This is a genomic window from Lactonifactor longoviformis, from assembly GCF_042848515.1.
Classification (GTDB): Bacteria; Bacillota; Clostridia; order Lachnospirales; family Lachnospiraceae; genus Lactonifactor; species Lactonifactor longoviformis.
Genome location: NZ_AP031453.1, coordinates 711,575 through 734,823 on the forward strand (window position 1 = coordinate 711,575; position 23,249 = coordinate 734,823).

The window sequence follows — 23,249 nt, forward strand, 5'->3', positions numbered from 1 at the left end:
GGAGGAAGAACATGAATTTATCACACAAAAAGTTACTGGAAATGTATGAAACCATGCAGAAGATTCGCCAGTTTGAGTTCCAGACAGCGAAGAGCTTTGCAGAAGGAGATGTGCTTGGGTTTGTACATCTGTACATCGGGGAGGAAGCAATTGCAACCGGTGTATGTGCAAATCTCGTTGACGGCGACTACATCACAAGTACCCACAGAGGACATGGCCATATTATCGCAAAAGGCGCTGATATGAATAAAATGATGGCTGAGCTGTGGGGAAAAGAAACCGGATATTGCAAAGGAAAGGGCGGTTCCATGCACATTGCAGACACGGAGCTGGGAATCCTTGGAGCAAACGGTATTGTAGGGGGCGGCTTTACCCTGGCCACTGGAGCAGCATTCTCATCCATGATGCTGAAAACAGATAAGGTCTGCATCTGTTTCCACGGAGACGGGTCAACAGCAGAAGGCTCCTTCCATGAGGCCATGAATATTGCCACCCTCTGGAATCTTCCGGTTGTGTTCGTAAATGAGAACAACCTTTACGCAGTATCCTGCCGGATAACAAACGGCATGGCAAACGAGAACACCGCAGACCGTGCAGCCGGATACGCAATGCCAAGCGAAGTGGTAGACGGCAACGATATTTTAGCTGTCTGCGATGCTGCCAAGAGAGCGATCGATCGTGCAAGAAACGGTTATGGACCAACCTATATTGAGTGCAAAACGTACCGCTGGAGAGGCCATTTTGAGGGAGAACCGGAGAACTACCGCAATCCTGAGGAAGTGAAACTCTGGAAACAGCCGGATCATGACCCGATTCCAAGATTTGAAGAGTATTTAAAGGACAATGGTGTGGCTACTGATGAAGATCTTAAGGCTGTTCAGGAAAAAGTAAAGGGCATGGTAAAAGAAGCAGTGAAGTTTGCCGCTGAAAGTTCATTCCCGGCAAAAGAATCAGCACTTGAAGACGTGTACACAGATATTGTAGAGGAGGCGAGATAATGAGAAATATGTATTTTTCAGAAGCGGTAGCTGACGCAATCCGTTTTGAGATGGAGAAGGATCCTACGGTTTTCTGTATTGGTGAGGACGTTGGTTTTGTAGACGGTTCTATGGGCGCTACCAGAGGATTATACAAGCAGTTTGGAAAAGAGAGGGTTCGTGATACACCCGTGGCTGAGCAGATGATTGTTGGCCTTTCCGCAGGGGCTGCCCTTACCGGAATGCGTCCGGTAGCTGAGCTGATGTACAACGACTTTATGGGATGCTGTATGGATCAGATTATGAACCAGACTGCAAAATTCAGATATATGTACGGCGGGGGAATGAATGTTCCTATGACGCTGAGACTTACCAGCGGCGGCGGAATGCAGTGTGCCGCACAGCATTCCCAGTCTCTGGAGGCAATGCTGGTACATGTTCCCGGACTGAAGGTTGTATATCCTTCAACTCCCCAGGATGTGTACGGCCTGCTGCTGACCGCCATTGAAGATGACAACCCGGTCATGGTATTTGAGCATCAGATGTTATACCAGACAAAGGGTGATGTAGTAGACAAGGATGTATACTCCCCGATTCCTCTTGGAAGTGCGGACATTAAGAAACCCGGCAGTGATGTTACCTTAGTTGCCACCGGACTGTGTGTGCTGAAAGCTCTGGAAGCGGCAGAGGAACTGGAGAAAGAGGGAATCAGTGCAGAGGTTATTGACCCGAGAACCTTATATCCATTTGATAAAGAACTTGTTTACAAATCAATCGCCAAGACCAGAAAGCTTGTCATCGTTACCGAAGAGGTGAAAAGAGGTGCATGGTCCGGAGAATTGGCTGCAAATGTGGCGGAAGATATGTTCGAGACCCTGGATAAGGGAATTGTACGCGTGGGCGCTCTGAATATTCCTTGTCCTTATACCGTAAGTCTAGAAGATTATTACTTCCCGCAGAAGAATGATATTGTTACCGCTGTTAAGAAAGTAATGGAGTAAGCAGGAAAAAGGCCGGCCCCCGCCGGGCGCTCTGCTCCATGCCCTGCGGGCGGCCATAGGGCTTTTTCAAAAAATAAAATAAAAAAGGTCACGTTTTAAAAGATTATTTTAGGAGGATAAAAATGGTAAAGGTATTTAAGCTTCCAAGAATGGGAGCAACAATGAAAGAAGGAACTGTAGAAAAGTATCTCGTAAAAGAGGGAGACACAGTTTCTGAGGGAGACGCTTTATATGAGGTTTCCACAGATAAGATTACAAATCAGGCAGAATCTGATATGGACGGGATTGTAAGAAAACTTCTGGTAGAAGAAGGAACCAAAATTGCATGCCAGACACCGGTGCTTATTGTAGCTGAAGATGAGAATGAGGACATTTCTGCGTATCTGTAACATACTCGGGAATCCTTAATGGAGAGAGATCTATGGGGAAACTATTAAATAAAGCGAACAGAGATTATATAGCAAGCTTAATTCCTGACAATATTCCGGACTGGAAGAAAGTCTGGCAGGAAGGATATGAGATTGGAAAAAATCTAAAGATAGAGACAATTCCTTTTGAAAAGAAATATGGTATGAAGCCAGTGGACTACCGTATGAAGCTGAAGGAAAAAGGAGAAATGTGCTGGAAAATTAACACGGGCCTCTCAAGCGTGGAAGAGCAGGTCGCGGCAATGAAAGAGGCTGAGAAGTTTAATGAAGAGACCGGCCTGAATATCAGCATGGCACATCAGCTCCCCCAGAATATTACCGGAGTTCCCAAAGATAAGAGAGAGGGGCTGCCCATTTCTCTGGGATTTATGCTGAATGAGCCGGAGGATTGGGAAGCAATTACTATGGCCTCCAGCGTTGCCCCCGTATTTGGCGATAATCACCTGGGCTGGCCAAACGCTGTGGAAACCACAATCAATTCTATCGAGGCCGGATCTCAGTGGACAGGACTGTTCAGCACCTATGTACAGGTTGCCCCGGGCTGTCCGGATGAAGTCTGGAACATGACCGAGAATGTGAAGGCCCTTGGGATCGTGGCTTCCAGATACGATGACAAAATCATTGTAAACGGACAGTCCGACGACTCGTATGGAGCCTACTTCAATGACCTTGCCACCTCACTTGCGTGGGCCAGAATGGATCAATACATTGTATGTGATCTCTGCGGCGCCAGATACTCCTACAGCTTCGGAAACTTTACTCAGGACATTATGCACAAGACGGCTCTGTGGCTTGCCGCAAGTGAAGTCTTCAGCAAAGAGGATCAGCCGGGAATCGGTTTTGTTTATCCGGATACCATCAGTCACTGGGATCATCATATACAGGCTAATTACGGTTTCCAGATTCCGGAAGTGCTGCTTCTGATTCTTGCAGAAAAGCATTTTAAGACAGGATGTGCATTCCTTTCAGTTCCTATTACAGAAAAGGTAGCGATTCCTACGGTTCCGGAGATGCTGGATATGACAGGGGCTTGTCAGAGAGCACAGGAAGTTGCCTATTACTGGGAGCCTCTGATGAACTGGGATCCCATTGAAAGACTGAGGGATCAGACCATTGAGCTGTCAGACAGGATGTTCCATTACATGCTGGACGGTCTTGCGGAAGCTGGTGTTGATATTACAAATCCCATTGAACTTATGGTTGTCTTAAAGGCCATCGATCCGTTTACGCTGGAGAAATTGTTCCATCCTTCCATTGTTGAGGACGGCAACGAAACCATCGTACCGTTAATGCCCGCAGCTTTGTGGAATGCAACCCAGAATGAACTGGCCAATCAGATTACTCTTCTGAAAGATACCAAATATCCTGGGCTTCTCAAGGATCACAGAATCTGCGTTGCCTCCGCGGATGTTCATTTTGCAGGCGCCGCAGTAATTGCAGGAGTTATGAAGGAATTTGGCGCAGATGTGATTGACGGCGGAAACCAGCTGGAAGCAATCGATGTGCTGGATCTGGCAGATGAGAATAACATTACAGATATCTGTGTCAGCCTCCACAACGGACAGGCATTGCCCTACGCAAAACTGATTGTAAAACTGGCGGCCGAGAGGGGACGCAAATACAGATTCTTCTTCGGCGGTGTGCTCCAGAGCTTTTTAAATGAAGATGATGATGTACCTTCTGACGTTACAAAAGAGATTCAGGAACTAGGAATCACAACAGTGACAACAGTAGAAGACCTTCTGGACAAAATTACACAGCAGTAAGTAGAAACGCCCTTTGGAACTGTCGGGATAAGGGTATTCTGACAGTAGAAAGGGTATGATAGAAAAGGTGAGGCAGAATGGAAAAAAAGATAAAAGTGTCAGGCATGAGAAAAATCATAGCGGAGAGAATGAGCGAAAGCTGGAGCGTATCTCCCCGTGTTGCCTTTACTCTGAGCGTAGATATGACTCATACGCTGGCTTTGCTGAAAAAGTTAAATAAGGATAATGAGGATAAAAGCCGGAAAGTCACCCTGAATCATATATTGATGAAGGTCTGTGCAAAGGCTATTACCGAATACGAATTGTTTAATTCCAGCTTTCAGGATAATGAAATCATCATACATGACCAGGTGAATATTGGTCTGGCAGTGGCTCTGGAAGAGGGATTGATGGTACCGAACATTAAGGATGTAGCGAATAAGGATATTTATACAATTGCGAAGGAAACCAACGATTCTGTTTTCAGAACCAAGAAGAATCAAATCACTATGGATGACATCACAGGAGGTACCTTTACCATTACAAACCTGGGGATGATGGGAATTGAGAGCTTTTCCCCTATTATTAACCAGCCGGAGGCTGCAATTCTGGGCGTCACAAAGATGAAAGACACCCCTGTGGTAATTGACGGTGAGATTACCGTGAGGCCTATGATGAACCTGAATCTTGTGGCTGATCACCGGATGATTGACGGGGCTTACGCGGCAAAATTCTTCAGTTATGTAAAAGAATTAATGGAGACAATGGAAATCTAGGATGTATTACCAGTCAGCAAAATACCGGAAAGCAGTGAGAAAAGATGAAATATTTAGAGACGGCAAAAGTGGATCCTTATTACAACCTTGCATTTGAAGAATATGTTTTAAAAAATTGCAGGGACGACGATTATTTAATCCTTTGGCAGAATGAGAATACCATTGTCATGGGTCTGCACCAGAATCCGTATGAAGAAATCAATCTGTCAAAGGCAGAAGAATTAAAGGTGAATATTGTACGCAGAATCACAGGCGGCGGGACAGTCTACCATGACCTGGGCAACCTGAATTATTCCTACATAACGGATTGGAATGAGGGCAGAGGCGTGGATTTCGGAAAGCTGCTTGAGCCTGTCACAGAGGCCTTTCGGGAGTATGGTCTGGAGATTGAACTGAAGGGGCGCAATGATTTGCTGCTGGATGGAAAGAAGATTTCGGGCAGCGCACAGACGTTGGCAAAGAATCGGCTGCTGCAGCACGGAACGCTTTTGATCGCTTCTGATCTGGAACTTTTGAGCGGAGTTCTCCATGTTTCACCGGATAAATTTCAGTCCAAAAGTGTAAAATCTGTGCGCAGCAGAGTTACAAACATACAGGACTATGTACCCTTTCCCATTGATATTCAGGGAGTAAAGGACCTGCTCATAGATTACTGGAGCAGAGGAGGTGCGTTCGAAAATGTGCAGCTTGATGCTCGGGCGCTTGGACAGATTGAAAAGTTGGCCGACGAAAAATACAGAAGTAAGGAATGGAATTTCAGCCGATCCCCAAAATGTAATTATAAAAACCGGAAACGATTTTTGGGGGGAACGGTAGAAGTAAATCTGGACATTGCAGACGGCAGAATTGCTCATTGTGTAATCAACGGTGATTTCCTGGCGCTGCAGAGCGTAAGCGCGGTAGAGAAAAAATTGACTGGTATTGCTTATGAAAAAGAAAAAGTTGTGAACGTATTGCGGGAGATACCGATACAGATGTATTTCGGCTCTATTACGGCAGAAGAAGTAACAAGCTGCTTCTTCGAGGAAAAAAGTGATTTTGGAGGTAAATGTTAGGCATGAAGTTATTGATTGGTCTGGATCTGGGAACGACGGCTCTTAAAATTGCACTATTTGACAATAAAGGAGGTCTTTTAGCTGTATCCACTCAGGAATATAGTCTGATGACTCCAAAAGTAAATTTTGTAGAAGAAGACGCAGAGGTTTATTGGAAGGCATTCTGCGACGGCCTGGCTGATTTAAAAACACAATATCCCATAACTGCGCAGGACAGTGTTGCGCTGGCAATATCTGCGCAGGGGGAAACCATGATCTGTATTGACAAAAATGGCCGGCCGTTAAGGAATGCTATTGTCTGGATGGATAACCGGGCAGTTGATGAAGCAAAAGAAATGACAGAGCGTTTCGGGGATGATACGTGCTATCAGGTAACCGGACAGGTGAGCTTTGAGCCCTGCTGGCCGGCGGCAAAGATCTTATGGATTAAGAAAAATGAACCGGAAATATTCCGGCAGACGTATAAGTATTTATTGATTGAAGACTATTTTATCTATAGAATGACCGGATTATTCGCCACAGAGGGATCCTTAGTCTGCTCCTCTGCTTACTGGAATATTACCACAAAGAAATACTGGCCTGAAATGCTGGAGTTTATCGGAATAAAAGAAGAACAGCTGGCGCCTGTACGTGAGTCAGGGGAAGCTGTGGGGAGAATGCTTCCTGAGATACGGGCAGAACTGGGGCTGGGAGAGGATATTACCATATGCACCGGTGCCCTTGACCAGGCGGCGGGTGCCATCGGCGTGGGCAATGTTCACCCGGGTATGTTCTCTGAAAACATTGGATCTGCGCTGGCGATCTGTGTACCGGTTGCAGAACCCACCTTTGACCCCAACAGGAAGATGCCTTTGCACTATTTTGCCATACCGGATATGTATATGATGCATACCTTTACCACCGGAGGAATGGCCCTTCGATGGTTCCGAGACAAGTTCTGCCAGGATGAGATGGCGGTTGCAGCCATATCCACAGAGGATGCCTACGACTTAATGGGAAAAGAAGCAGACAGCGTTCCTGCCGGAGCCGAAGGACTGCTGATGCTTCCTCACCTGTCCGGATCCCTGGCGCCGGATGTAAATGCCAAAGCCAAGGGAGTGTGGTTCGGGTTTACTATGAAGCACACAAAAGCACATTTTGTAAGAGCTATTTTTGAGGCTGTGGGCTATATTCTGCAGCGAAATATTGATACCCTCTCCAAGATGGGAATTGAAGTAAACGAAATCCGATCCCTGGGAGGAGGCTCTAAGAGCGCTGTCTGGAGCCAGATTAAATCTGATATTACAGGTAAGCGGTTACTTACCACAAAATCAAAAGAAGCGGCATGTCTGGGTGCGGCAATTCTGGCCGGGAAAGCAGTGGGCATATTTGACAGCATAGATGGTGCGGTAGACAGCATGATCGATATAAAAACTGTCTTTGACCCTGATCCGGAAAACAAAGAGGTTTACGGGGAGGGATACGAAATGTACCGCAGACTGTTTTCTGATTTGACTGGATGCTTTGACCAGACCATGTAACTATATATAAATAGAAGAAGGAGATCATTAAAATGGTTGAAAAATTAATTGTTATGCTGACACATCATGATGTTACAGTGTCAAATGCAAAAGAAGTATTTGAGAGCTGCAGGGATCTGCCTGTGGTAAACTGGGGATTTAAGGACGTTGGCATGCCGCCTGCGCAGATGAGAGAGTTATGTCAGCTGATGAAGCAGGCCGGGAAAACTACATTTTTGGAGGTTGTTACATATTCAGAAGAAGAATGTATGCGCGGTGCAAAACTGGCCGTAGAGTGCGGCTTTGATTACCTTGCGGGTACAATCTTCTATGACAGTGTACTGGAGTATATCAAACAGCAGGATCTGAAATACTGTCCGTTTGTGGGAAAAGTCTCCGGCAGTCCCAGCGTTCTGGAGGGAACTGTTTCCTTCTGCCTGGAGCAGGAAGCGGAATACAGAAACAAGGGGGTTTTTGGTGTTGACCTGTTAGGCTATCGTTACTCACAGGGGGATCCGGAGGTATTTTCTGCAGACTTTATCAAGAATTCCAAGTTACCGGTTATCATGGCAGGAAGTATTGATTCTCCGGAACGGATCGAGACGGTACGTAAGATGAATCCGTGGACATTTACAATGGGCAGCGCACTGTTTGATAAAAAGTTTGCTGCAGATGGTACATTCCGGGAAAATCTTGAGAAAGTTGTTTCACTTTTGTAAAAGCGGCAGCGGCAATAAGGCAGCCAGGGAGAAGGTTACTTATTAGATAAAATGATCTTGAACGGAATGGAGGGTGTAAAAAATGAATGAAAAATTAGTCAACCCGAGTAAAAAGCAATGGTTTATGTTAGTTTTATGTGTGATCGCAGGCTCTATCGCACCATTTTTCCAGTATTGTCACGGAACACTTTCGGATTACATTATGGAAACCTACAGTATTTCTTATTCCCAGTTAAGTATTATTAATACCGCCTATTCCTTTGCCTGCGGCATTGGTTTGTTTATCGTAGGTGCCATGGTGGAAAAGAGAGGATGTAAATTCTTCACCATGCTTGGCATTGGCATTATGATTGTGGGCCATGCAATGTTCTTCTTTGCTCCATCTTATGCAGTACTTATTATCTCCAGACTGGTGAGCGGTTTTGGAAATGCCTGTATCTATAATGCGGCATATACGCTTGCGGTTCACTGGTTTAATGGAACGAATAAAATGGGAGTTGCCACAGGAGCAATGACAGCAGCAGACGGCATTGGTACCTTCTGTGCACTGTATATTTTTTCACTGCTGCTGGAACGTCTGGGTATCTCAAGCGGAAATATTTCGGTAATCGTTTTTGTAGTAGTTGTACTTGTGATTCTGATTCTGATTTTAAAGGATCCAGGAATTATGGATATAGATGAAGCCTCTTCCGCGGCAGATGAATCCAATAAATACGATAAGGCAATGAACAAAAACACCATTGCACATTGTATTGCCGTTACAGGTGTACTGGGCGGATTGGGAATTGCCAATTATTGGGGACCCAGTATGTTAGTGGATCTGGGTATGTCAAGTTCCAATGCAGGATTAGCCTCTACCTTATTTACTGCAGTAGGTATTGTTTCCAGTCTGCTGTTCGGTGCAATTTCTGACAAAATGGGCAAGAGAAGGCCAACCATGCTCATCGGCGGCGTGGGAATGGTAGCGGGATATCTGCTTATGATCTTCGGCAACCAGGGCGGAATCGTTTCTATTGTTGTGGTTGGTATGATCTGTACAGGATTCTGCGCTTACGTTGTATATCCTATAGGGTTTGCACTTCTTTCTGATACCACGCAGTCATCCAAGATCGGACCCGCCAATGGGATTATCCAGGGCGTATCATTCCTGGTAGGTATGTTTGTCTTCCAGCAGATTGTGGGCGTTGTGAAGGACTTTACAGATTCTTACTGGATTGGACTGGCGTTCTGTGCCGTACTAACCTTATTCACAAATGTTATTCTGGTTAGACTTTTTATCCGGGAAAAGGACGAGGTTGCAAAAGAGTTAGCAAAATAAGAAGGGATTGGAGAGAGCTATGCAAATTATTAGAAAGGCTGCAGCTAAGGTCAGTCTGGATGGACCGGAAGTAGTGAGAGATTACTGCAGAACGGATAAAATCTGGTTTGGGACATCTGAACTGCTGCCCGGACAGACAGGCGGAGTGGATCCGGGTCATCCAATCTCCCATGAAACTTTTTTCGTCAGCAGAGGGCACGTAATTGTGCGGAACCCGGAGACAGGATGCTGCTATGAATTATTGGAAGGGGATTTGCTTCTTATTGAAGAAGGGGAACCTCATGAAATCACAAATATAGGGACCGAGGCTGCACTGATTTCCTGGTGCGGCGGTCCGGTTTAAACTTTTTATAAATGATTGGAGATGATCAAATGAACAAAGCAAAAATGGGTTTAGTAGGACTTTGCAGTCCCGTAGAAAGCGGCGGACAGAGATACGATGAGTTGATCAACAGTGCGGCCAAGGCAATGACAGATGCAGGGATCGATGTGGTTGTGGCGAACCGTTCCGTATGGAACTCCACGGATGCACTGAATGTCTGCGACCAGTTTAAGGCAGCAGGGATCGAATCTGTGGCCATTATGGATGTAACCTGGGTAACGGATTCTCTTAAATATCTGTTTATTCACGAGTTAAAGGTTCCGGTGGTGTTCTGGGCTGTGCCTTATCCGGAAACATTCTCTATTGGCTGTGTGCAGAACTTTGGATCCGCCTTAAAGAATCCCGGAATACATTTCGAGTATGTATATGGTCTTGCAGACGATGAAGCCCTCATCAAAAAGATTAAAAATGTGGCACGCGCCGGACAGATTATTGATAAAGTAAAATCTATGCGTCTGGCTCTGGTAGGTCCCCGCCAGACATGGAGAGTTGCAGGTCCTCAGGATATGAGTATTGAGGAGTGGGAGTTTTCCACGACTTTGGGCCCCACAATTATTCACTTTGAAATGGAAGAAATTACAGATGCCGCTGAGAAAATCTGCGATGCAGAGGCGAAAAAGACCCTGGAAGAATTAAAGGATCGCACAGGGACGGTTAAGTGCAGCGATGCGTGTATGCTTTGGATGGCAAAAGTGTATATGGCCACAAAAGCCATGATAAAGGATACCGGACTTAACGCCATTGCAGCGGAATGCTATCCAAACTATGGGGGCCTGATGAACCAGACAGCTTCCTGGCTGGCTGATGAGGATATTATTGTAGATACAGAAGGGGATATTGCCCATGCTGTGATCCAGTATATTTTAAATCTTGCTTCCGACGGCGGCACATGCGCACTTGGTGAGATTGGAGCCTTTGACGATGAAGCTGATTATATGACGATCTGTCACGAGGGCAGTTCCGCGGCCTCTCTGGCTGACAGCATTGATAAAGTTGTCACGAATCCGTCCGGAGAGATGGGAGCCTTTATCGGAGTTCCGTTAAAAGCAATGGATAAGGTTACTTTCTGTGACATGCAGGGAAGTGCCGGAAATTACCAGGTTCTGATCGCAGAGGGCGAGACCCTGCCTGTGAGCCACGAAGAGTGGGTAGACGGCGGCGAGAAGCTGGTTCTTAAGCTGAGAGCTGACGGACAGAAGCCAAGCCGGGTAATTGATCAGATGATTAAAGCAGGACTGCACCATCATGTAGTCATCAAAGAGGGCAATTATACAGACATTGTAAAGCTTGTATGTGATTATATGGGCATTCAGAAGGTGATTCTTAAATAATTACCTTTCTATAGAAATGCTTTGTGCCCTGAGGGATACAGAGGAATGGAGATATGTAAGATGAAAGCAGATATTATTGTATTAGGCGGCGGTCCCGGCGGTTATCTGGCGGCGGAGCGCGCCGCTGCGGCAGGAAAATCGGTTGTATTGATTGAAAAGCGGGCGCTGGGAGGTACCTGTCTGAATGAGGGATGCATCCCTTCAAAAGCCATGCTGAATTCTGCCAAGCTTTATCAGCATGCGCAAAACAGCAAAGGATTCGGCGTTACGGCAGATAACGTAGAGATTCATCAGGAACAGGTAATTCAGCGCAAGAATCAGGTGGTTGGCTCACTGGTAGCAGGTGTGAAGGCAATTATGGACGCCAATCAAGTAACCGTCGTATCTGCCATGGGCTATGTGGAGGGCAGAACTTCAGACGGATTCATGGTCCGGGCAGATGACAAGACGTATATTGGAGAGAAATTAATACTCGCTTGCGGCTCGGTGCCGGTGATTCCCGGCATACCAGGACTGAAGGAAGGAATCGCTTCAGGTTACGTGATGACGAATGCCGAGGCGCTCAGCAGAACCAATCTCCCCGAAAAGCTGGTGGTGATAGGGGGCGGCGTCATTGGCCTGGAAATGGCATCTTATTATGCTATGGTTGGCGTTGAGGTGACCATCGTTGAGATGCTGGATAAAATTGCAGGCCCTACAGAAGCTGAGATTTCAGAGATTTTGCTGAGAGCATATAAGAGGAAGGGCATCAAATTTAAGCTGGGCTGTAAGGTAACCGGGGTTACCGGACAAGGTGTTTTGTACGAACAAAAGGGCAGTGAAAAAATTGCTGAAGCAGATGCTGTTCTCTGTGCAATCGGCCGGCGGGCCTATACAGAAAATATGGGATTAGAAAACCTGGGGCTTGAAATGAACCGCAGTGCGGTGGTAACCGACGAACATCTCAGAACTAACGTGGAAGGCGTGTATGCGGTAGGCGATGTAAATGGAAAAATAATGCTTGCCCATACAGCCTACAGAGAGGCAGAGGTGGCGGTAAACCATATTCTTGGAATTGAAGATACTATGGATTATTCCAGGATTCCATCCGTAATCTATACGGATCCGGAAGTGGCAGGGGTTGGAGAAACTGAGGAAAGTGCAGCTGCCAAAGGAATGAAGGTAAGAAGTATCAGCGTTTCTATGAATTACTCCGGGAGATATCTTGCAGAGGTAGAAAGAGGCGACGGTATCTGTAAGCTAATCGTGAATCTGGAGGACAATACAGTGGTTGGTGTCCATATGATCGGCAGCTACGCCTCTGAAATCATCTGCGGTGCAGAGATGATGATTGCATCGAAAAAGCCGCTCGCTGAATTACAAAAACTGGTATTTCCCCATCCCACTGTGGGTGAGGTAATCAGAGAAGCATTATTTATGTAGTTTTATTGATTCATCATTAGAGTAATCCTCCGCCCCCTGTAATGAAATGGCAGTTCAATCTATAAATTACAGGGGGCATTTAATTAGAAAATCAGGTGCCGGGGTCTATGACTGCTATCATAGCGTAAGGCATAAATATATAGAAAGCGATAGGTATTTTTATGGATACTTTCAGTGAGAATGCGAAAGCAAAAAAAATCTATGAAGACAGAAAAGTCAGGTTAGCAATGCTGGGACTGGGTCTGGCCTGGATCTCTGCCCTGTCATTGGTTATTTTCCAGAACTTCAATGTGACAGCTTCGGAGCGAATCAGCCAGTCCTTTCCAAATGTAATTGTCTTCACTTATGTATTAACTCTTGTCATACTATCTTTCTGCGAGCTTTGCGGAGGGATCCTAATGATACTTTTTAATACCATACGGGGAATCCCCCTTGCAGAATATCTGAGAATCTGGAGGGTGAAATCTTCAAGAACTGTATTAGGAGCTTCTATTCTTGGGGGACCGGTGGCAACCGCCTGCTCCATCGTGGGGATCAGCTTTTGCGGGTCTACTTATGGGAATTGCATCATTGGGTTAACCCCTGTAATAACGGCAATTTTAGGAACAATATTCTTGAAGGAAAAGACGGGAATCCGTGTTTTTGTTGGAATTATCCTTACAGTTGCCGGTGTGGTTATCGCAAGTATTGCCCCTCCCGAAGGGGTCAGCCATTTCTATCTGGGCCTTATCATAACAGCGGCGGCGCCGATCGGATATGCCATTGAAGCAATTATCAGCACACATGCCATTGATGTGTCAGATCCTCTTATTGTATGCCCCCTCTACCGTATGATCGGCGGTTCTCTTATAGAATTACTGTGCGCACTTATCGTCTGTGCGGCAACCGGTCATGTAAACTGGATTACGCAGATCTATGCAGTGATTTTTTCAGAACCGATCATTTTACTGTTCTTGTTTATGTCTATTATTTTTCTGACAATCCAGTACAACGGAATTTATGTGGCGTACAGTTACTGCGGAGCGACCAGGGGGTCAGCAATTTTATTTTCCACTCCCATATGGAGTATTCCCATAGGAATTGTAATGTCTAAGATGGGAATTATTTCTTTTTCGGTGACAGCTCTGGGGATTCTGGGGGCCTTTGTCATTGTTGTAGGAATATTGATTGTGCTGGCAAAACCATCGGAATTGTTTAATCTGAGAGATGTGTAGATAAGGAGATTTTATGAGACTGCCCATTAAGTCAAGAGTTTTAGAATATGCTATTTTAAAAAATAGTACCTTTTCTTCCGAGGAAGTGGCTAAAAAGCTTCAGGAGGAATATAAGGGGGAGAGAACAACCTCGGTAAAAAACATAGAAAAGATTATCAGTACCTACTGCGGGGTGGGAATTATGAAAGCTGCAGCCATTGGGATGGCCGCAGATGGCAAACTTAACATAACCTATGAAGTAACTGATTTTGGGAAGTCGTGCAGAAAGATGATCCCGGCGTCCGATTGTGAAGAGAATTGAGAGGTGTAGTACGTGGAGAATTCATACAGATTTTTTGCCAATAAGAGCTGCAAATATTATCCGTGCCACAGCGGAATCGAAGAAATGAACTGTCTGTTCTGCTATTGTCCCTTTTATATTTCCGAGAAGTGTCCTGGTAAGCCAAAATATCTGAAAGCGAAAAGCGGGGGGAGGATCAAGGACTGCACGAATTGTACATTTCCCCATCAGCCTCAGAATTACGATAGTATCATAGACTGGCTGTCAAAGCAGACTATAAGATAAAACAAGAAAGAGTGTGGATAATATCGTAAGAACAGGGAAGCGCGGAACAGCATAATACGAAAGGAGAAATCAAAATGAGATATCGACAATTGGGTAATACAGGCTTGTGCGTGAGTGAAATCGGTTTGGGAGCAGAGTGGCTGGAGCGGCACAATGCAGAGGAAGTGGAGGAAGTCATTGACTGCTGTGAGGCGAATGGAATTAATATTCTGGACTGCTGGATGTCGGAACCTATGGTGCGCACCAACATCGGAGCAGCACTGAAAGGAAGACGGGAACGGTGGATCATACAGGGACATTTGGGCTCTACGTGGCAGGATGGCCAATATGTGCGCACCCGTGATATGGCAAAAGTCAAAGAAGCCTTTCAGGATCTTCTGGATCGCCTGCAGACAGATTACATAGATTTGGGAATGATACATTTTGTGGATGAGGCTGCTGAATTTGACCGGATTATGACAGGGGAGTTTATAGAGTATACCCGTAAGCTGAAAGAACGGGGGACGATCCGGCATATCGGAATGAGCACTCATAATCCGGATGTGGCAAAGATGGCGGCCCGGTGCAGTGAGATAGAGATGATTTTGTTCAGTATCAATCCTGCCTTTGATCTGATGCCTGCCACAGAGGATATGAATGAGTATTTTGCAGAGGATTACGATGAGACACTGAGGGGAATCGCTCCGGAGAGAGAGGAGCTTTACCGGATCTGTGAGGAGAGAGGAGTAGGTATAACAGTAATGAAAGGTTATGCCGGAGGCCGTTTGTTTTCCGCTGAGACATCTCCCTTCGGGGTTGCACTTACGCCAGTGCAGTGCCTGCACTATGCACTCACAAGACCCGCGGTGGCAAGTGTTATGGTGGGGTATGATACGCCGGAGCATGTGGCTGAAGCAGTTGCCTATGAAACTGCCTCTGAGGAGGAGAAAGATTACGCCAGTGTGCTGGCAGGGGCACCCCGCCATGCCTATTTCGGACAGTGTACTTATTGCGGCCATTGTGCTCCATGTCCCCAGAAAATAGATATTGCTATGGTAAATAAGCTCTATGATCTGGCTGTGATGCAGGAAGAAGTTCCGAGTACGGTAAAAGCTCATTATGGGGAGCTGTCCTCCAATGCGGCAGACTGTATTGGATGCGGGCTGTGTGAAGAGCGCTGTCCCTTTGGGGTTCGCGTGGCAGAGCGTATGGATAAAGCTAAATTGCTATTTCGGTAATGATATATCCTAGGAAGCATAGAGAAGTGGAATTGAAAAAGTTAATAAACGCCCAAGAGACCAAAACAAAGGGCGTAAGAATTGCAGCATGCCAGATAAATAATGCCGGGGTGGTATTATTTATACATAACATAGTGATATATGCAGATCCATTTTGCCATGATAACTTGGATAGATATCAATGTGCAGATCCGAAACTGGAGGATACTGCTTTCGCGGGAAAGGCTGAATTATTACTTCTGACTCACGAGCACAGTGATCACTATCATATGGAAAAAGTCATAGCGTTTGCAGAGAAAAACAAGGATCTCATCCTATTCGCCAATGAAAAGATTACAAAGGAATTAAGGGGCCGTCTGCATAATACGATCCTGACGGTAAGCCCTGGGGACTCCGTTTCATACAAAGTAAATTCCGAACTGGAACTATATTCTTTCTGCTGCCTCCATATGGGAGAACAGTACCGGTATGTGGACAATATTTGTTATTATCTAAAAACCAAATATGGCGCCTTGCTGCTTACCGGAGATGCCGAGCCCCAGGCGCTGCTGGCACATGCAGAACGGAACAGGCTGCAGGTGGACTATCTAATCTGCCCCTTTACTTACGTCACGCTGGCCCGGGCGAGGGAACGGCTGCACCCTATCAAAACAGTAATAGCAGTACATTTTCCGGATCCGAATAAAGATGACGGGGGGTGGATCGCATGTTTTGAATCGGTGGTAAGAAAGAAGCAGGTAGTCCCCAAAGTACTATATAGCCTGAAGCTTGGGGAATATTTTGAACTATACCCGGAGGCAAGAGACTGAAAAAGAAAAGAGGAGTACTTTATGAATGATTGGGAAAAATTACAAAATGGGTTATTATATAACGACGTTGCCCCTGAGCTGTTTGCGCGCCGTGTAACAGCCAAGCAGCTCTTCCGCAGCTATAACGGGACGGATGACAGCCAGGCAGCATACCGCAGGGAGCTGATGGTCAAGATGTTTCATGAGGTTGGCGATGAGGTGCTCATTGAACCAATGTTTCAGTGCGAGTTTGGTGTGAATATCACCATCGGCAGCCATGTGTATATAAATTTTGGATGCACCATACTGGACTGCGCAGAAGTAACCATAGGAAACCATGTGTTAATCGGCCCCAACGCTGGAATCTATGCGGTGAACCACTGCCTGGATCCGGAGGAACGGGCAGACGGAGGGTGCTTTTCTAAGCCGATTCATATAGAGGATTACGTATGGCTGGGAGGCAATGTGACGGTACTGCCCGGTGTTACCATAGGGGCCGGAGCGGTTATCGGAGCGGGAAGTGTTGTTGTGAAAGATATCCCTCCAAGGGTTGTTGCCGCGGGAAATCCCTGCCGGGTGATACGGGAACTTACGGATAGGGATAAAACTGGATTTGTAAGAGAGTAGATCTGCTATGTAAAAAGGTCACCTGTGATTGCTGCTTACTCACAGGTGACCTTATCCTTTTATTTTATTTCCCATTCCTCTGCCAGGAAACGGGCTACACCGTCATGGTCACAGTCGGCCAGTACCTGGGTAACCATTTCCTTTACCTCATGCAGAGCATTTTCCGGGGCATAGCTTCTGTCAGCAATTCCTATCATTGAGATATCGTTCAGATTATCGCCAAATACAACCAGTTCGCTGCATCCGGTCATTTCCTTCAGCTTTAAAAGAGCATTTCGTTTGCTGGCTTTTTGGCTGAAAACCTCAAGGCAATACAGACCGTTGTAGACATTGAGATAAAAAGAATACGCAATCCCTTCTACACGATCCAAATCTCTGCAGACAGGTTCCAGCAGCTTCTTTTCTCCGGTGTATGTAATATACACAGCCTTTCCGCTTCCGGCAGCCCCTTTCAAATTCTCTGTCAGCTGCACTTGTGCACACTTTTCTATGGCGCGATCACTGTAATACTGTGTCTGTTCCTCCAGCTTTTTATGGCCGTAACAGATGGAAATTCCCTGAGGGCCATAAGTATAGACAAAACAGGACAGGCCGTTTTTCTGAAAGATATCTACAACAGTTTCTGCACTTTGGGCGGGGATCTCTTCGGCAGCTATGATCTTTTCAGCCTCAAAGTCATACAGGAATACGCCATTTGTCAGTATCCCTGGGGTATTGATGCGGATATCCCGGAGTCTGTAATCGCATCCATAGGGCATGCGGGCAGTGGCAACGGTGAAATGCATTCCCCGTTTGACGCATTGGTTAATCGTATCGGCGGTGTACTTCGTCACCTGCTTCTGCCGGTTCAGCAGAGTGCCGTCCAAGTCCGACACGTATAATGTTTTACTGGTCATAAAGTAAGCTCCTTCTTAAAATAATAATCCGGGCAGGACTGTGGGCCGGAAATGGCCTGCAGTCCTGCACCGGAAGTATATCATACCGTACCGTGATAATTCAATACACTAGTTACATTAACTCATTGACGATAGCGACCACATTCTTAGAACTGTTGCCGCTTTCTATCCCCTTCTGGAACAGATCCAGTATGGAGTCACCGCAGGGAGTTTTTACTCCCGCCGAATGCATGGAATCTAAGATGGTTTTCATAGCTGTAGTTTCAATTCGCAGGGTACATTCAGAAGCGTCCTCAAAACTGCCGGTATAGTTGCTGCATTCATCGGAAAATGCCCGGTAATTACCTGCCAGCATAATTGGCAGAAGTTCTTTGGCCTGCTCTATAAAGGATTCTACCGAATACTTATACTTAATGCAGTAAGCAACAGACTCCGCCAAAGTAGCAATAGCACCGAAATGGACATCCAGAACCGCGATATCAATTACACTTGCGCCTATAATATCGGGTCCCAGATATACTGCCTTTCCGATTGCTTCCAGTACATTCCTGGCAGCGTCAAATACCTGTCTGCACCCAGAATAGATTAGATAAGCTTTATCCGAGCCAATGTCGCCTGGATAGTTTTCGATTTTGGCATCGAGATGCATCATGCCCATGTCTTTGGCAAGTTGATCCATGGCAGAAACTTCTTCAGGACTAGAGGTAGTAGTATTAATTAACATTTTTCCATTCAGGCGATCTTTATTGGCATTGGATAAAACTCCAGAAGCAATCTTGTGATTTGGTAAATTGACTAAGATACAGTCGTTATCGCCGGCCTCGTCCAAACTGGCATAGTATTTAGCTCCCCGGCTGATAAATTTTTCTGCTGCATTTTTATTGATATCAACAATTGTAACCTTAATATTGGCATTCAGCAGCGCGTTAATGATGGACCCTCCCATTACTCCACATCCGACAACAGTAATTTCTTGCATAATCTTCTCCTTTATGTTAAAATATTATTTATGATAACTCATATCGTAAGTAATATTATAATATAACAGCAACCGCGATTTGTCAAGACAAAAATACGGATTTTGTTGTATAATGTCCCTATAGGAACTGTTTAATGTCTGCCCTTGGGGAGACCTGCATTTAATAAATAAAAGCATAAGGAGGAATAAAAATGGGAAGTAAGAAGTTGGTTGCATATTTTTCTGCCAGCGGTGTTACGGCTAAGTTGGCTAAGGAACTGGCAGAGGCAGCAGGAGCTGATTTGTATGAGATTCAGCCACAACAGCCTTACACAAGTGCTGATTTGGACTGGACGGACAAAAAGAGCCGCAGCAGCATAGAGATGAGTGATCCGGATTCACGCCCGGCTATTTCCGGTAATGTGGAAAACATGGAGCTGTATGATACCGTATTTGTGGGCTTTCCTATCTGGTGGTATGAGGCCCCTGGAATTATACATACATTTCTGGAGAGCTATGATTTCTCTGGAAAGACGCTGATTCCTTTTGCAACCTCGGGAAGCAGCGGAATGGGAGAGACTGACAGCATATTGAAAAAGTACTGTTCGTCAGAGACAAAGTGGAAGCCTGGCAAGCGCTTTGGCAGTGCTGACAAGGGGGCCCTGAAGTCTTGGATTGACAGCCTTGGATTATAACCTTAAAGTGTTCAGTATAAATATCCCCCGGGAGGCAGACGGAAAATGAAGTGCGGATGTCTGCCCCCGGGGGATTTTATTATTCATTTCGTTTCTTGGTCCTATAGGTCTTAGGACTTACCCCATACTGATCTTTGAATTTTTTAGAAAAATAACTGGTGTTATTGAATCCGGTCATAAAGCAGATATCCGACATGCTTTTTTCTGTGGTTAACAGAAGCTGGGAGGCCTGCAGCAGACGGAACTTATTAACATACTCTACAGGTGTCATTTTTGACAATTCAGAAAAGCACCTGAAGCATTCACTTTTACTGATATTGGCAGCGCCGGCAACGTCCTGTATGGTGATTGGCTGTATATAATTTTGATGTATGTAATCAAGCATATCCTTCATACGCTGTTCTCTGAGCAGCTTGCCGCTGTCCTCGGGATCTTTGCTGGGTTTGGGAAGAATGCTCAGCAGATTACGCCATATTCCGATAAGATTTTCCAGTAAAAACAGTTCATACGTAAAATGCGTGCTCTCAGTATAGTACATCCTCCTCATATACTCCAGAATCTTGTGGCCCTCTTTGCGTTCCGGGGTTATCACAAGAGCTTCCGGACGGCGGGTAGTCAGAGGCAGGGTATAATTTTCACAATTGGCGCTCCTCATGAGGTTAATCAAAATCTGAGGCAGCAATACAATGTCATATCCGATGGTACCCCCGGACAACTCTCTGGCCAGATGTATGGCTTCAGGTGCAATGTATATAGCACAGCCCTCTTCCACCACGTAGGGGGTCCCGTTTACCTGATACTCCGCACTGCCTTTGAGAACAATCTGCAGTTCAAGCTCATGGTGCCAGTGGCTGGGAAAGCTCCCGTCTGCAAAGGTATCGAAATGGTCTATAAATTCTGAGATTGGGAACATCTGATTGGGGTGCGCCAATTCCTCCATCATCTTGTGATTTATAACAATACTATCCATAGAACAATCCTTTCCCTTCTGTTTATTCCAAAACATCCATAGATACATCCTTTGACAGGGTAAAAAACTGCATAAAACAGGTGCTTGTATACTTTAATATTTTACTATATCCATAAATAAAAATCTAGAAATATCTGATTGCTGAAGGAACTCTTTGTGTATATTGCTGTTTTACACACTGGTTTCATCAGTATATAAAGGCGATATCAATAAAAATGCAACAATATTCCCAGGAACCTGAGAAGATTGTTTTATTATTAGAAACGAAACTGGCTGAACTGATTTAGAAAAGATAGTACAATACCACTATAAATAAGTTGTCGACAATTTACAAGGCAGTAAATAAAAAGGAAATGGATGCGGAATAAAACAAATTTCGGATCGAAAAGAAAGGAGTTAAGAAAATGGACGACGCTTCTAAAAACCGCCGGAGCAGGGAGGATCATGTTGTCAGCTTCCGCGAAAAAATTTGTTACGGCCTGGGCGATTCGGCGTGCAACGTCGTATACGGACTATGCAGTACGCTTCTCACATTCTTTTACACCGACTATGTGGGGATTAATGCGTTTGTAGTTGGAATGATCTTTTTGATTACCCGTCTCTTTGACGGTGTCTCAGATATTATTATGGGATTTATTACGGACCGGACAAAGTCCAAATACGGAAAGGCGAGACCTTGGATTCTGTGGATGTCGGTACCTTATGCGGTTACTTTCATCCTGCTCTTCCTGGTTCCGGCAAATGCGTCACAAACGATACAGGCAATCTATATTTTTGTAACCTATAACCTGGTGAACACCATCGTTTATACCGCATTGAATCTGCCGTACTCCACCATGGCATCCCTGATAACACGGGATCAGAAATCACGGGCCTCAACCCAGGCATGGAGGATTTTCTGCGGACCTATGGGGAAGATGGTAGTAACGGTTTCCACACTTCCCCTGGTCAAGGCTCTCGGGGACACACAGAGAAGCTGGATCATTGTTTCCTGTATTTTTGCGGCTATCGCCCTGGTTCTGCTGCTGGTCTGCTTTTTTAACATTGAGGAACGGGTGGTAATTGAAGCAGCTCAGAACCAGAAGGTATCTGTGGGAAAAAATCTGAAGGCGCTGTTTTCCAACCAGTACTGGGCAATCTGTCTGGGCCTGTGGGGTATTATGGTTATGATGAGTACAGTCAGCGGAACCATAACGACCTATTACTGTAAATACATACTTGGGAATCAGGAGCTCTACAGCCCGATCTATGCGGCGGAGCTGATTGCCCAGAGCATTGTGGTTTTAATAGTACCGTATTTTGTCATGCGGTTCGGCAAACGCAATCTTACCCTTGCCGGTATCCTGCTGGTAATTGTGGCGCAGCTGGTATGGATTACCAATCCTATGAGTGTAGGCGTGGCTATGACAAGCGCTATACTTCGGGGAATTGGTGTGGCGCCTCTGTGGGCCTGCGTATTCCCTATGATTGCCGACTGTGCAGAGTTCGGCCAGTGGAAAACACATGTCAGGCAGGACGGCATGATTTTCAGCGCCGCGTCTGTGGGCTCAAAGGTGGGCGGTGGTCTGGCATCCGCAGGAATCGGGCTTTTGATGGATTCCGTCGGCTACGATGGTCTCGCTGCCGTGCAGAGTGCGGAGGCTATGGGAATGATCAAAGCTATCTGTATGTATGCGCCAATTATTTTCTCGGCAATTATTGTTGTGCTCTGTCTGCTGTATAAGCTGGATAAGCTGTATCCCCAGGTAATAGCAGATCTGAGAAAACGGGACGAGCAGGGCATTTTATAACTGCGGATGTCTTGCTCCCAGAGGCAATTAAGAATAGAAAGGAAGCAATTATGATTGATTTTGCGATTAATATCGAACCGCTGTATCCAGGCAAGGATATCTGCGGGAAAATTGAGAGGGTCAGTGCGGCCGGCTTTCAGGCTGTGGAGTTCTGGAGCTGGGATGACAGGGATCTTTCCCGAATAAAAGAAACCTGCAGAAAACACGGGGTAAAGGTAAGGGCGTTCAGCGGCACAAAGTCATATTCCCTGTGTGACGGAGAACACAGCAAAGAATATATAGAGTGGATAAAGCGGTCTATAGAAGCTGCCAAGATACTGGACTGTGATACCCTGATTCTGTTTCCCAATCATTTCACTCCCTGCGGCTGTGCGGATTTCCGTGACAAGTACAGCCGCGGGGCGATGATTGCCAACATAACGCATACACTCACATGCCTGGCGCCCCTTCTGGAGGAAGAAGATATGACAGTGCTTTTGGAGCCTCTTTGCAATCTGGGGGCCGATGCGGGCATGGCTGTGACGGATACGGCGCTGGGAGCGGACATTGTGAGGGCTGTTGACTCCCCGAAGGTAAAACTTCTGTGTGATGTGTATCATATGCAGGTAATGCATGGAAATCTGCTTCAGAATATTACAGACAACATGGATGTTGTGCCTTATCTGCACCTGGCAGATGCACCGGACCGCCACGAGCCCGGGACGGGGGAGATTAATTTTAACTTTCTGTTAAGAAAGATTAAGGAGAGCGGTTTTGACGGAACGGTCTGCTTTGAATATTTTCCCGCAGGGGAGACCGAAGCAGGATTTTCTTCCATAAAAGAAGCAGGCAAATTACTGCTTTAACATACGGCAAACGCCGCGTGATTGCCGAGGG

General features: G+C 45.8%; 24 protein-coding genes. 21 read left to right on the forward strand and 3 right to left on the reverse strand.

Going from position 1 to position 23,249, the window contains the following annotated elements:
• Positions 1 to 11 precede the first annotated feature (11 nt).
• From ACGHCT_RS03240 to ACGHCT_RS03325, 18 genes are all read left to right on the forward strand, one after another.
• Entirely contained in the window at positions 12 to 998 is a 987-nt protein-coding gene (locus tag ACGHCT_RS03240; RefSeq protein ID WP_072849392.1) for a thiamine pyrophosphate-dependent dehydrogenase E1 component subunit alpha, read from the forward strand.
• A complete protein-coding gene (locus tag ACGHCT_RS03245; protein ID WP_072849394.1) occupies positions 998 to 1,978 on the forward strand; it encodes an alpha-ketoacid dehydrogenase subunit beta in 981 nt (326 codons plus the stop codon). Before ACGHCT_RS03240 ends, ACGHCT_RS03245 begins: the two co-directional genes overlap by 1 nt.
• Before the next feature lie 122 nt (positions 1,979 to 2,100).
• A complete protein-coding gene (locus ACGHCT_RS03250) occupies positions 2,101 to 2,367 on the forward strand; it encodes a biotin/lipoyl-containing protein (RefSeq protein ID WP_390438194.1) in 267 nt (88 codons plus the stop codon).
• 32 nt (positions 2,368 to 2,399) lie between these two features.
• A complete protein-coding gene (locus tag ACGHCT_RS03255; protein ID WP_390438196.1) occupies positions 2,400 to 4,172 on the forward strand; it encodes a cobalamin B12-binding domain-containing protein in 1,773 nt (590 codons plus the stop codon).
• Positions 4,173 to 4,249: 77 nt separating this feature from the next.
• Positions 4,250 to 4,927, forward strand: coding sequence for a dihydrolipoamide acetyltransferase family protein (locus tag ACGHCT_RS03260; protein WP_154261303.1), 678 nt, complete (start codon positions 4,250 to 4,252; stop codon positions 4,925 to 4,927).
• 44 nt (positions 4,928 to 4,971) lie between these two features.
• Positions 4,972 to 5,982, forward strand: coding sequence for a lipoate--protein ligase (locus ACGHCT_RS03265; protein WP_390438198.1), 1,011 nt, complete (start codon positions 4,972 to 4,974; stop codon positions 5,980 to 5,982).
• A 2-nt stretch (positions 5,983 to 5,984) separates the two neighbouring features.
• Entirely contained in the window at positions 5,985 to 7,502 is a 1,518-nt protein-coding gene (locus ACGHCT_RS03270) for an FGGY-family carbohydrate kinase (RefSeq protein WP_390438200.1), read from the forward strand.
• Between the two features lie 32 nt (positions 7,503 to 7,534).
• A complete protein-coding gene (locus ACGHCT_RS03275; RefSeq protein WP_154261297.1) occupies positions 7,535 to 8,200 on the forward strand; it encodes a hypothetical protein in 666 nt (221 codons plus the stop codon).
• An 82-nt stretch (positions 8,201 to 8,282) separates the two neighbouring features.
• Positions 8,283 to 9,518 (forward strand): nitrate/nitrite transporter, encoded by a 1,236-nt coding sequence (locus ACGHCT_RS03280; protein ID WP_390438202.1) that lies wholly within the window; start codon positions 8,283 to 8,285, stop codon positions 9,516 to 9,518.
• A gap of 19 nt (positions 9,519 to 9,537) precedes the next feature.
• Positions 9,538 to 9,861 (forward strand): cupin domain-containing protein, encoded by a 324-nt coding sequence (locus ACGHCT_RS03285; RefSeq protein ID WP_154261293.1) that lies wholly within the window; start codon positions 9,538 to 9,540, stop codon positions 9,859 to 9,861.
• Between the two features lie 29 nt (positions 9,862 to 9,890).
• Positions 9,891 to 11,231, forward strand: a complete 1,341-nt coding sequence (locus ACGHCT_RS03290; protein ID WP_256280781.1) for a hypothetical protein — start codon at positions 9,891 to 9,893, stop codon at positions 11,229 to 11,231.
• Between the two features lie 60 nt (positions 11,232 to 11,291).
• Positions 11,292 to 12,653 (forward strand): dihydrolipoyl dehydrogenase, encoded by a 1,362-nt coding sequence (gene lpdA / locus ACGHCT_RS03295; protein ID WP_390438205.1) that lies wholly within the window; start codon positions 11,292 to 11,294, stop codon positions 12,651 to 12,653.
• Positions 12,654 to 12,814: 161 nt separating this feature from the next.
• Complete coding sequence (locus ACGHCT_RS03300) at positions 12,815 to 13,867, forward strand: DMT family transporter (protein ID WP_226902081.1); 1,053 nt, start codon at positions 12,815 to 12,817, stop codon at positions 13,865 to 13,867.
• Positions 13,868 to 13,880: 13 nt separating this feature from the next.
• A complete protein-coding gene (locus ACGHCT_RS03305) occupies positions 13,881 to 14,168 on the forward strand; it encodes a hypothetical protein (RefSeq protein WP_154261284.1) in 288 nt (95 codons plus the stop codon).
• A gap of 12 nt (positions 14,169 to 14,180) precedes the next feature.
• The gene (locus tag ACGHCT_RS03310; RefSeq protein ID WP_226902085.1) at positions 14,181 to 14,432 is read left to right on the forward strand and encodes a cysteine-rich small domain-containing protein; all 252 of its coding nucleotides are present in this window, start codon (positions 14,181 to 14,183) and stop codon (positions 14,430 to 14,432) included.
• A 74-nt stretch (positions 14,433 to 14,506) separates the two neighbouring features.
• The gene (locus ACGHCT_RS03315; protein ID WP_390438208.1) at positions 14,507 to 15,649 is read left to right on the forward strand and encodes an aldo/keto reductase; all 1,143 of its coding nucleotides are present in this window, start codon (positions 14,507 to 14,509) and stop codon (positions 15,647 to 15,649) included.
• A 26-nt stretch (positions 15,650 to 15,675) separates the two neighbouring features.
• A complete protein-coding gene (locus tag ACGHCT_RS03320) occupies positions 15,676 to 16,458 on the forward strand; it encodes an MBL fold metallo-hydrolase (protein ID WP_390438210.1) in 783 nt (260 codons plus the stop codon).
• Positions 16,459 to 16,479: 21 nt separating this feature from the next.
• The gene (locus ACGHCT_RS03325) at positions 16,480 to 17,064 is read left to right on the forward strand and encodes a sugar O-acetyltransferase (RefSeq protein ID WP_154261279.1); all 585 of its coding nucleotides are present in this window, start codon (positions 16,480 to 16,482) and stop codon (positions 17,062 to 17,064) included.
• A gap of 59 nt (positions 17,065 to 17,123) precedes the next feature.
• On the opposite strand, the gene ACGHCT_RS03330 is transcribed toward ACGHCT_RS03325, so the two are convergent.
• Together ACGHCT_RS03330 and ACGHCT_RS03335 are read right to left on the reverse strand one after the other, a co-directional pair.
• Positions 17,124 to 17,960, reverse strand: coding sequence for an HAD-IIB family hydrolase (locus ACGHCT_RS03330; protein WP_390438212.1), 837 nt, complete (start codon positions 17,958 to 17,960; stop codon positions 17,124 to 17,126).
• A gap of 112 nt (positions 17,961 to 18,072) precedes the next feature.
• Positions 18,073 to 18,939: an NAD(P)-dependent oxidoreductase gene (locus tag ACGHCT_RS03335; protein ID WP_390438214.1), complete on the reverse strand. Its 867-nt coding sequence runs from the start codon at positions 18,937 to 18,939 to the stop codon at positions 18,073 to 18,075.
• 191 nt (positions 18,940 to 19,130) lie between these two features.
• Here ACGHCT_RS03335 and ACGHCT_RS03340 point away from each other — a divergent pair, with 191 nt between their 5' ends.
• Entirely contained in the window at positions 19,131 to 19,613 is a 483-nt protein-coding gene (locus ACGHCT_RS03340) for a flavodoxin (protein ID WP_390438216.1), read from the forward strand.
• A gap of 79 nt (positions 19,614 to 19,692) precedes the next feature.
• Here ACGHCT_RS03340 and ACGHCT_RS03345 read toward each other — a convergent pair whose 3' ends face one another.
• Entirely contained in the window at positions 19,693 to 20,619 is a 927-nt protein-coding gene (locus ACGHCT_RS03345) for an AraC family transcriptional regulator (protein WP_173015644.1), read from the reverse strand.
• A 368-nt stretch (positions 20,620 to 20,987) separates the two neighbouring features.
• Between ACGHCT_RS03345 and ACGHCT_RS03350 the strand changes: the two genes are divergently transcribed.
• Positions 20,988 to 22,373 (forward strand): MFS transporter, encoded by a 1,386-nt coding sequence (locus ACGHCT_RS03350; protein ID WP_154261269.1) that lies wholly within the window; start codon positions 20,988 to 20,990, stop codon positions 22,371 to 22,373.
• Positions 22,374 to 22,423: 50 nt separating this feature from the next.
• A complete protein-coding gene (locus ACGHCT_RS03355; RefSeq protein ID WP_390438219.1) occupies positions 22,424 to 23,218 on the forward strand; it encodes a TIM barrel protein in 795 nt (264 codons plus the stop codon).
• Positions 23,219 to 23,249: the final 31 nt, after the last annotated feature.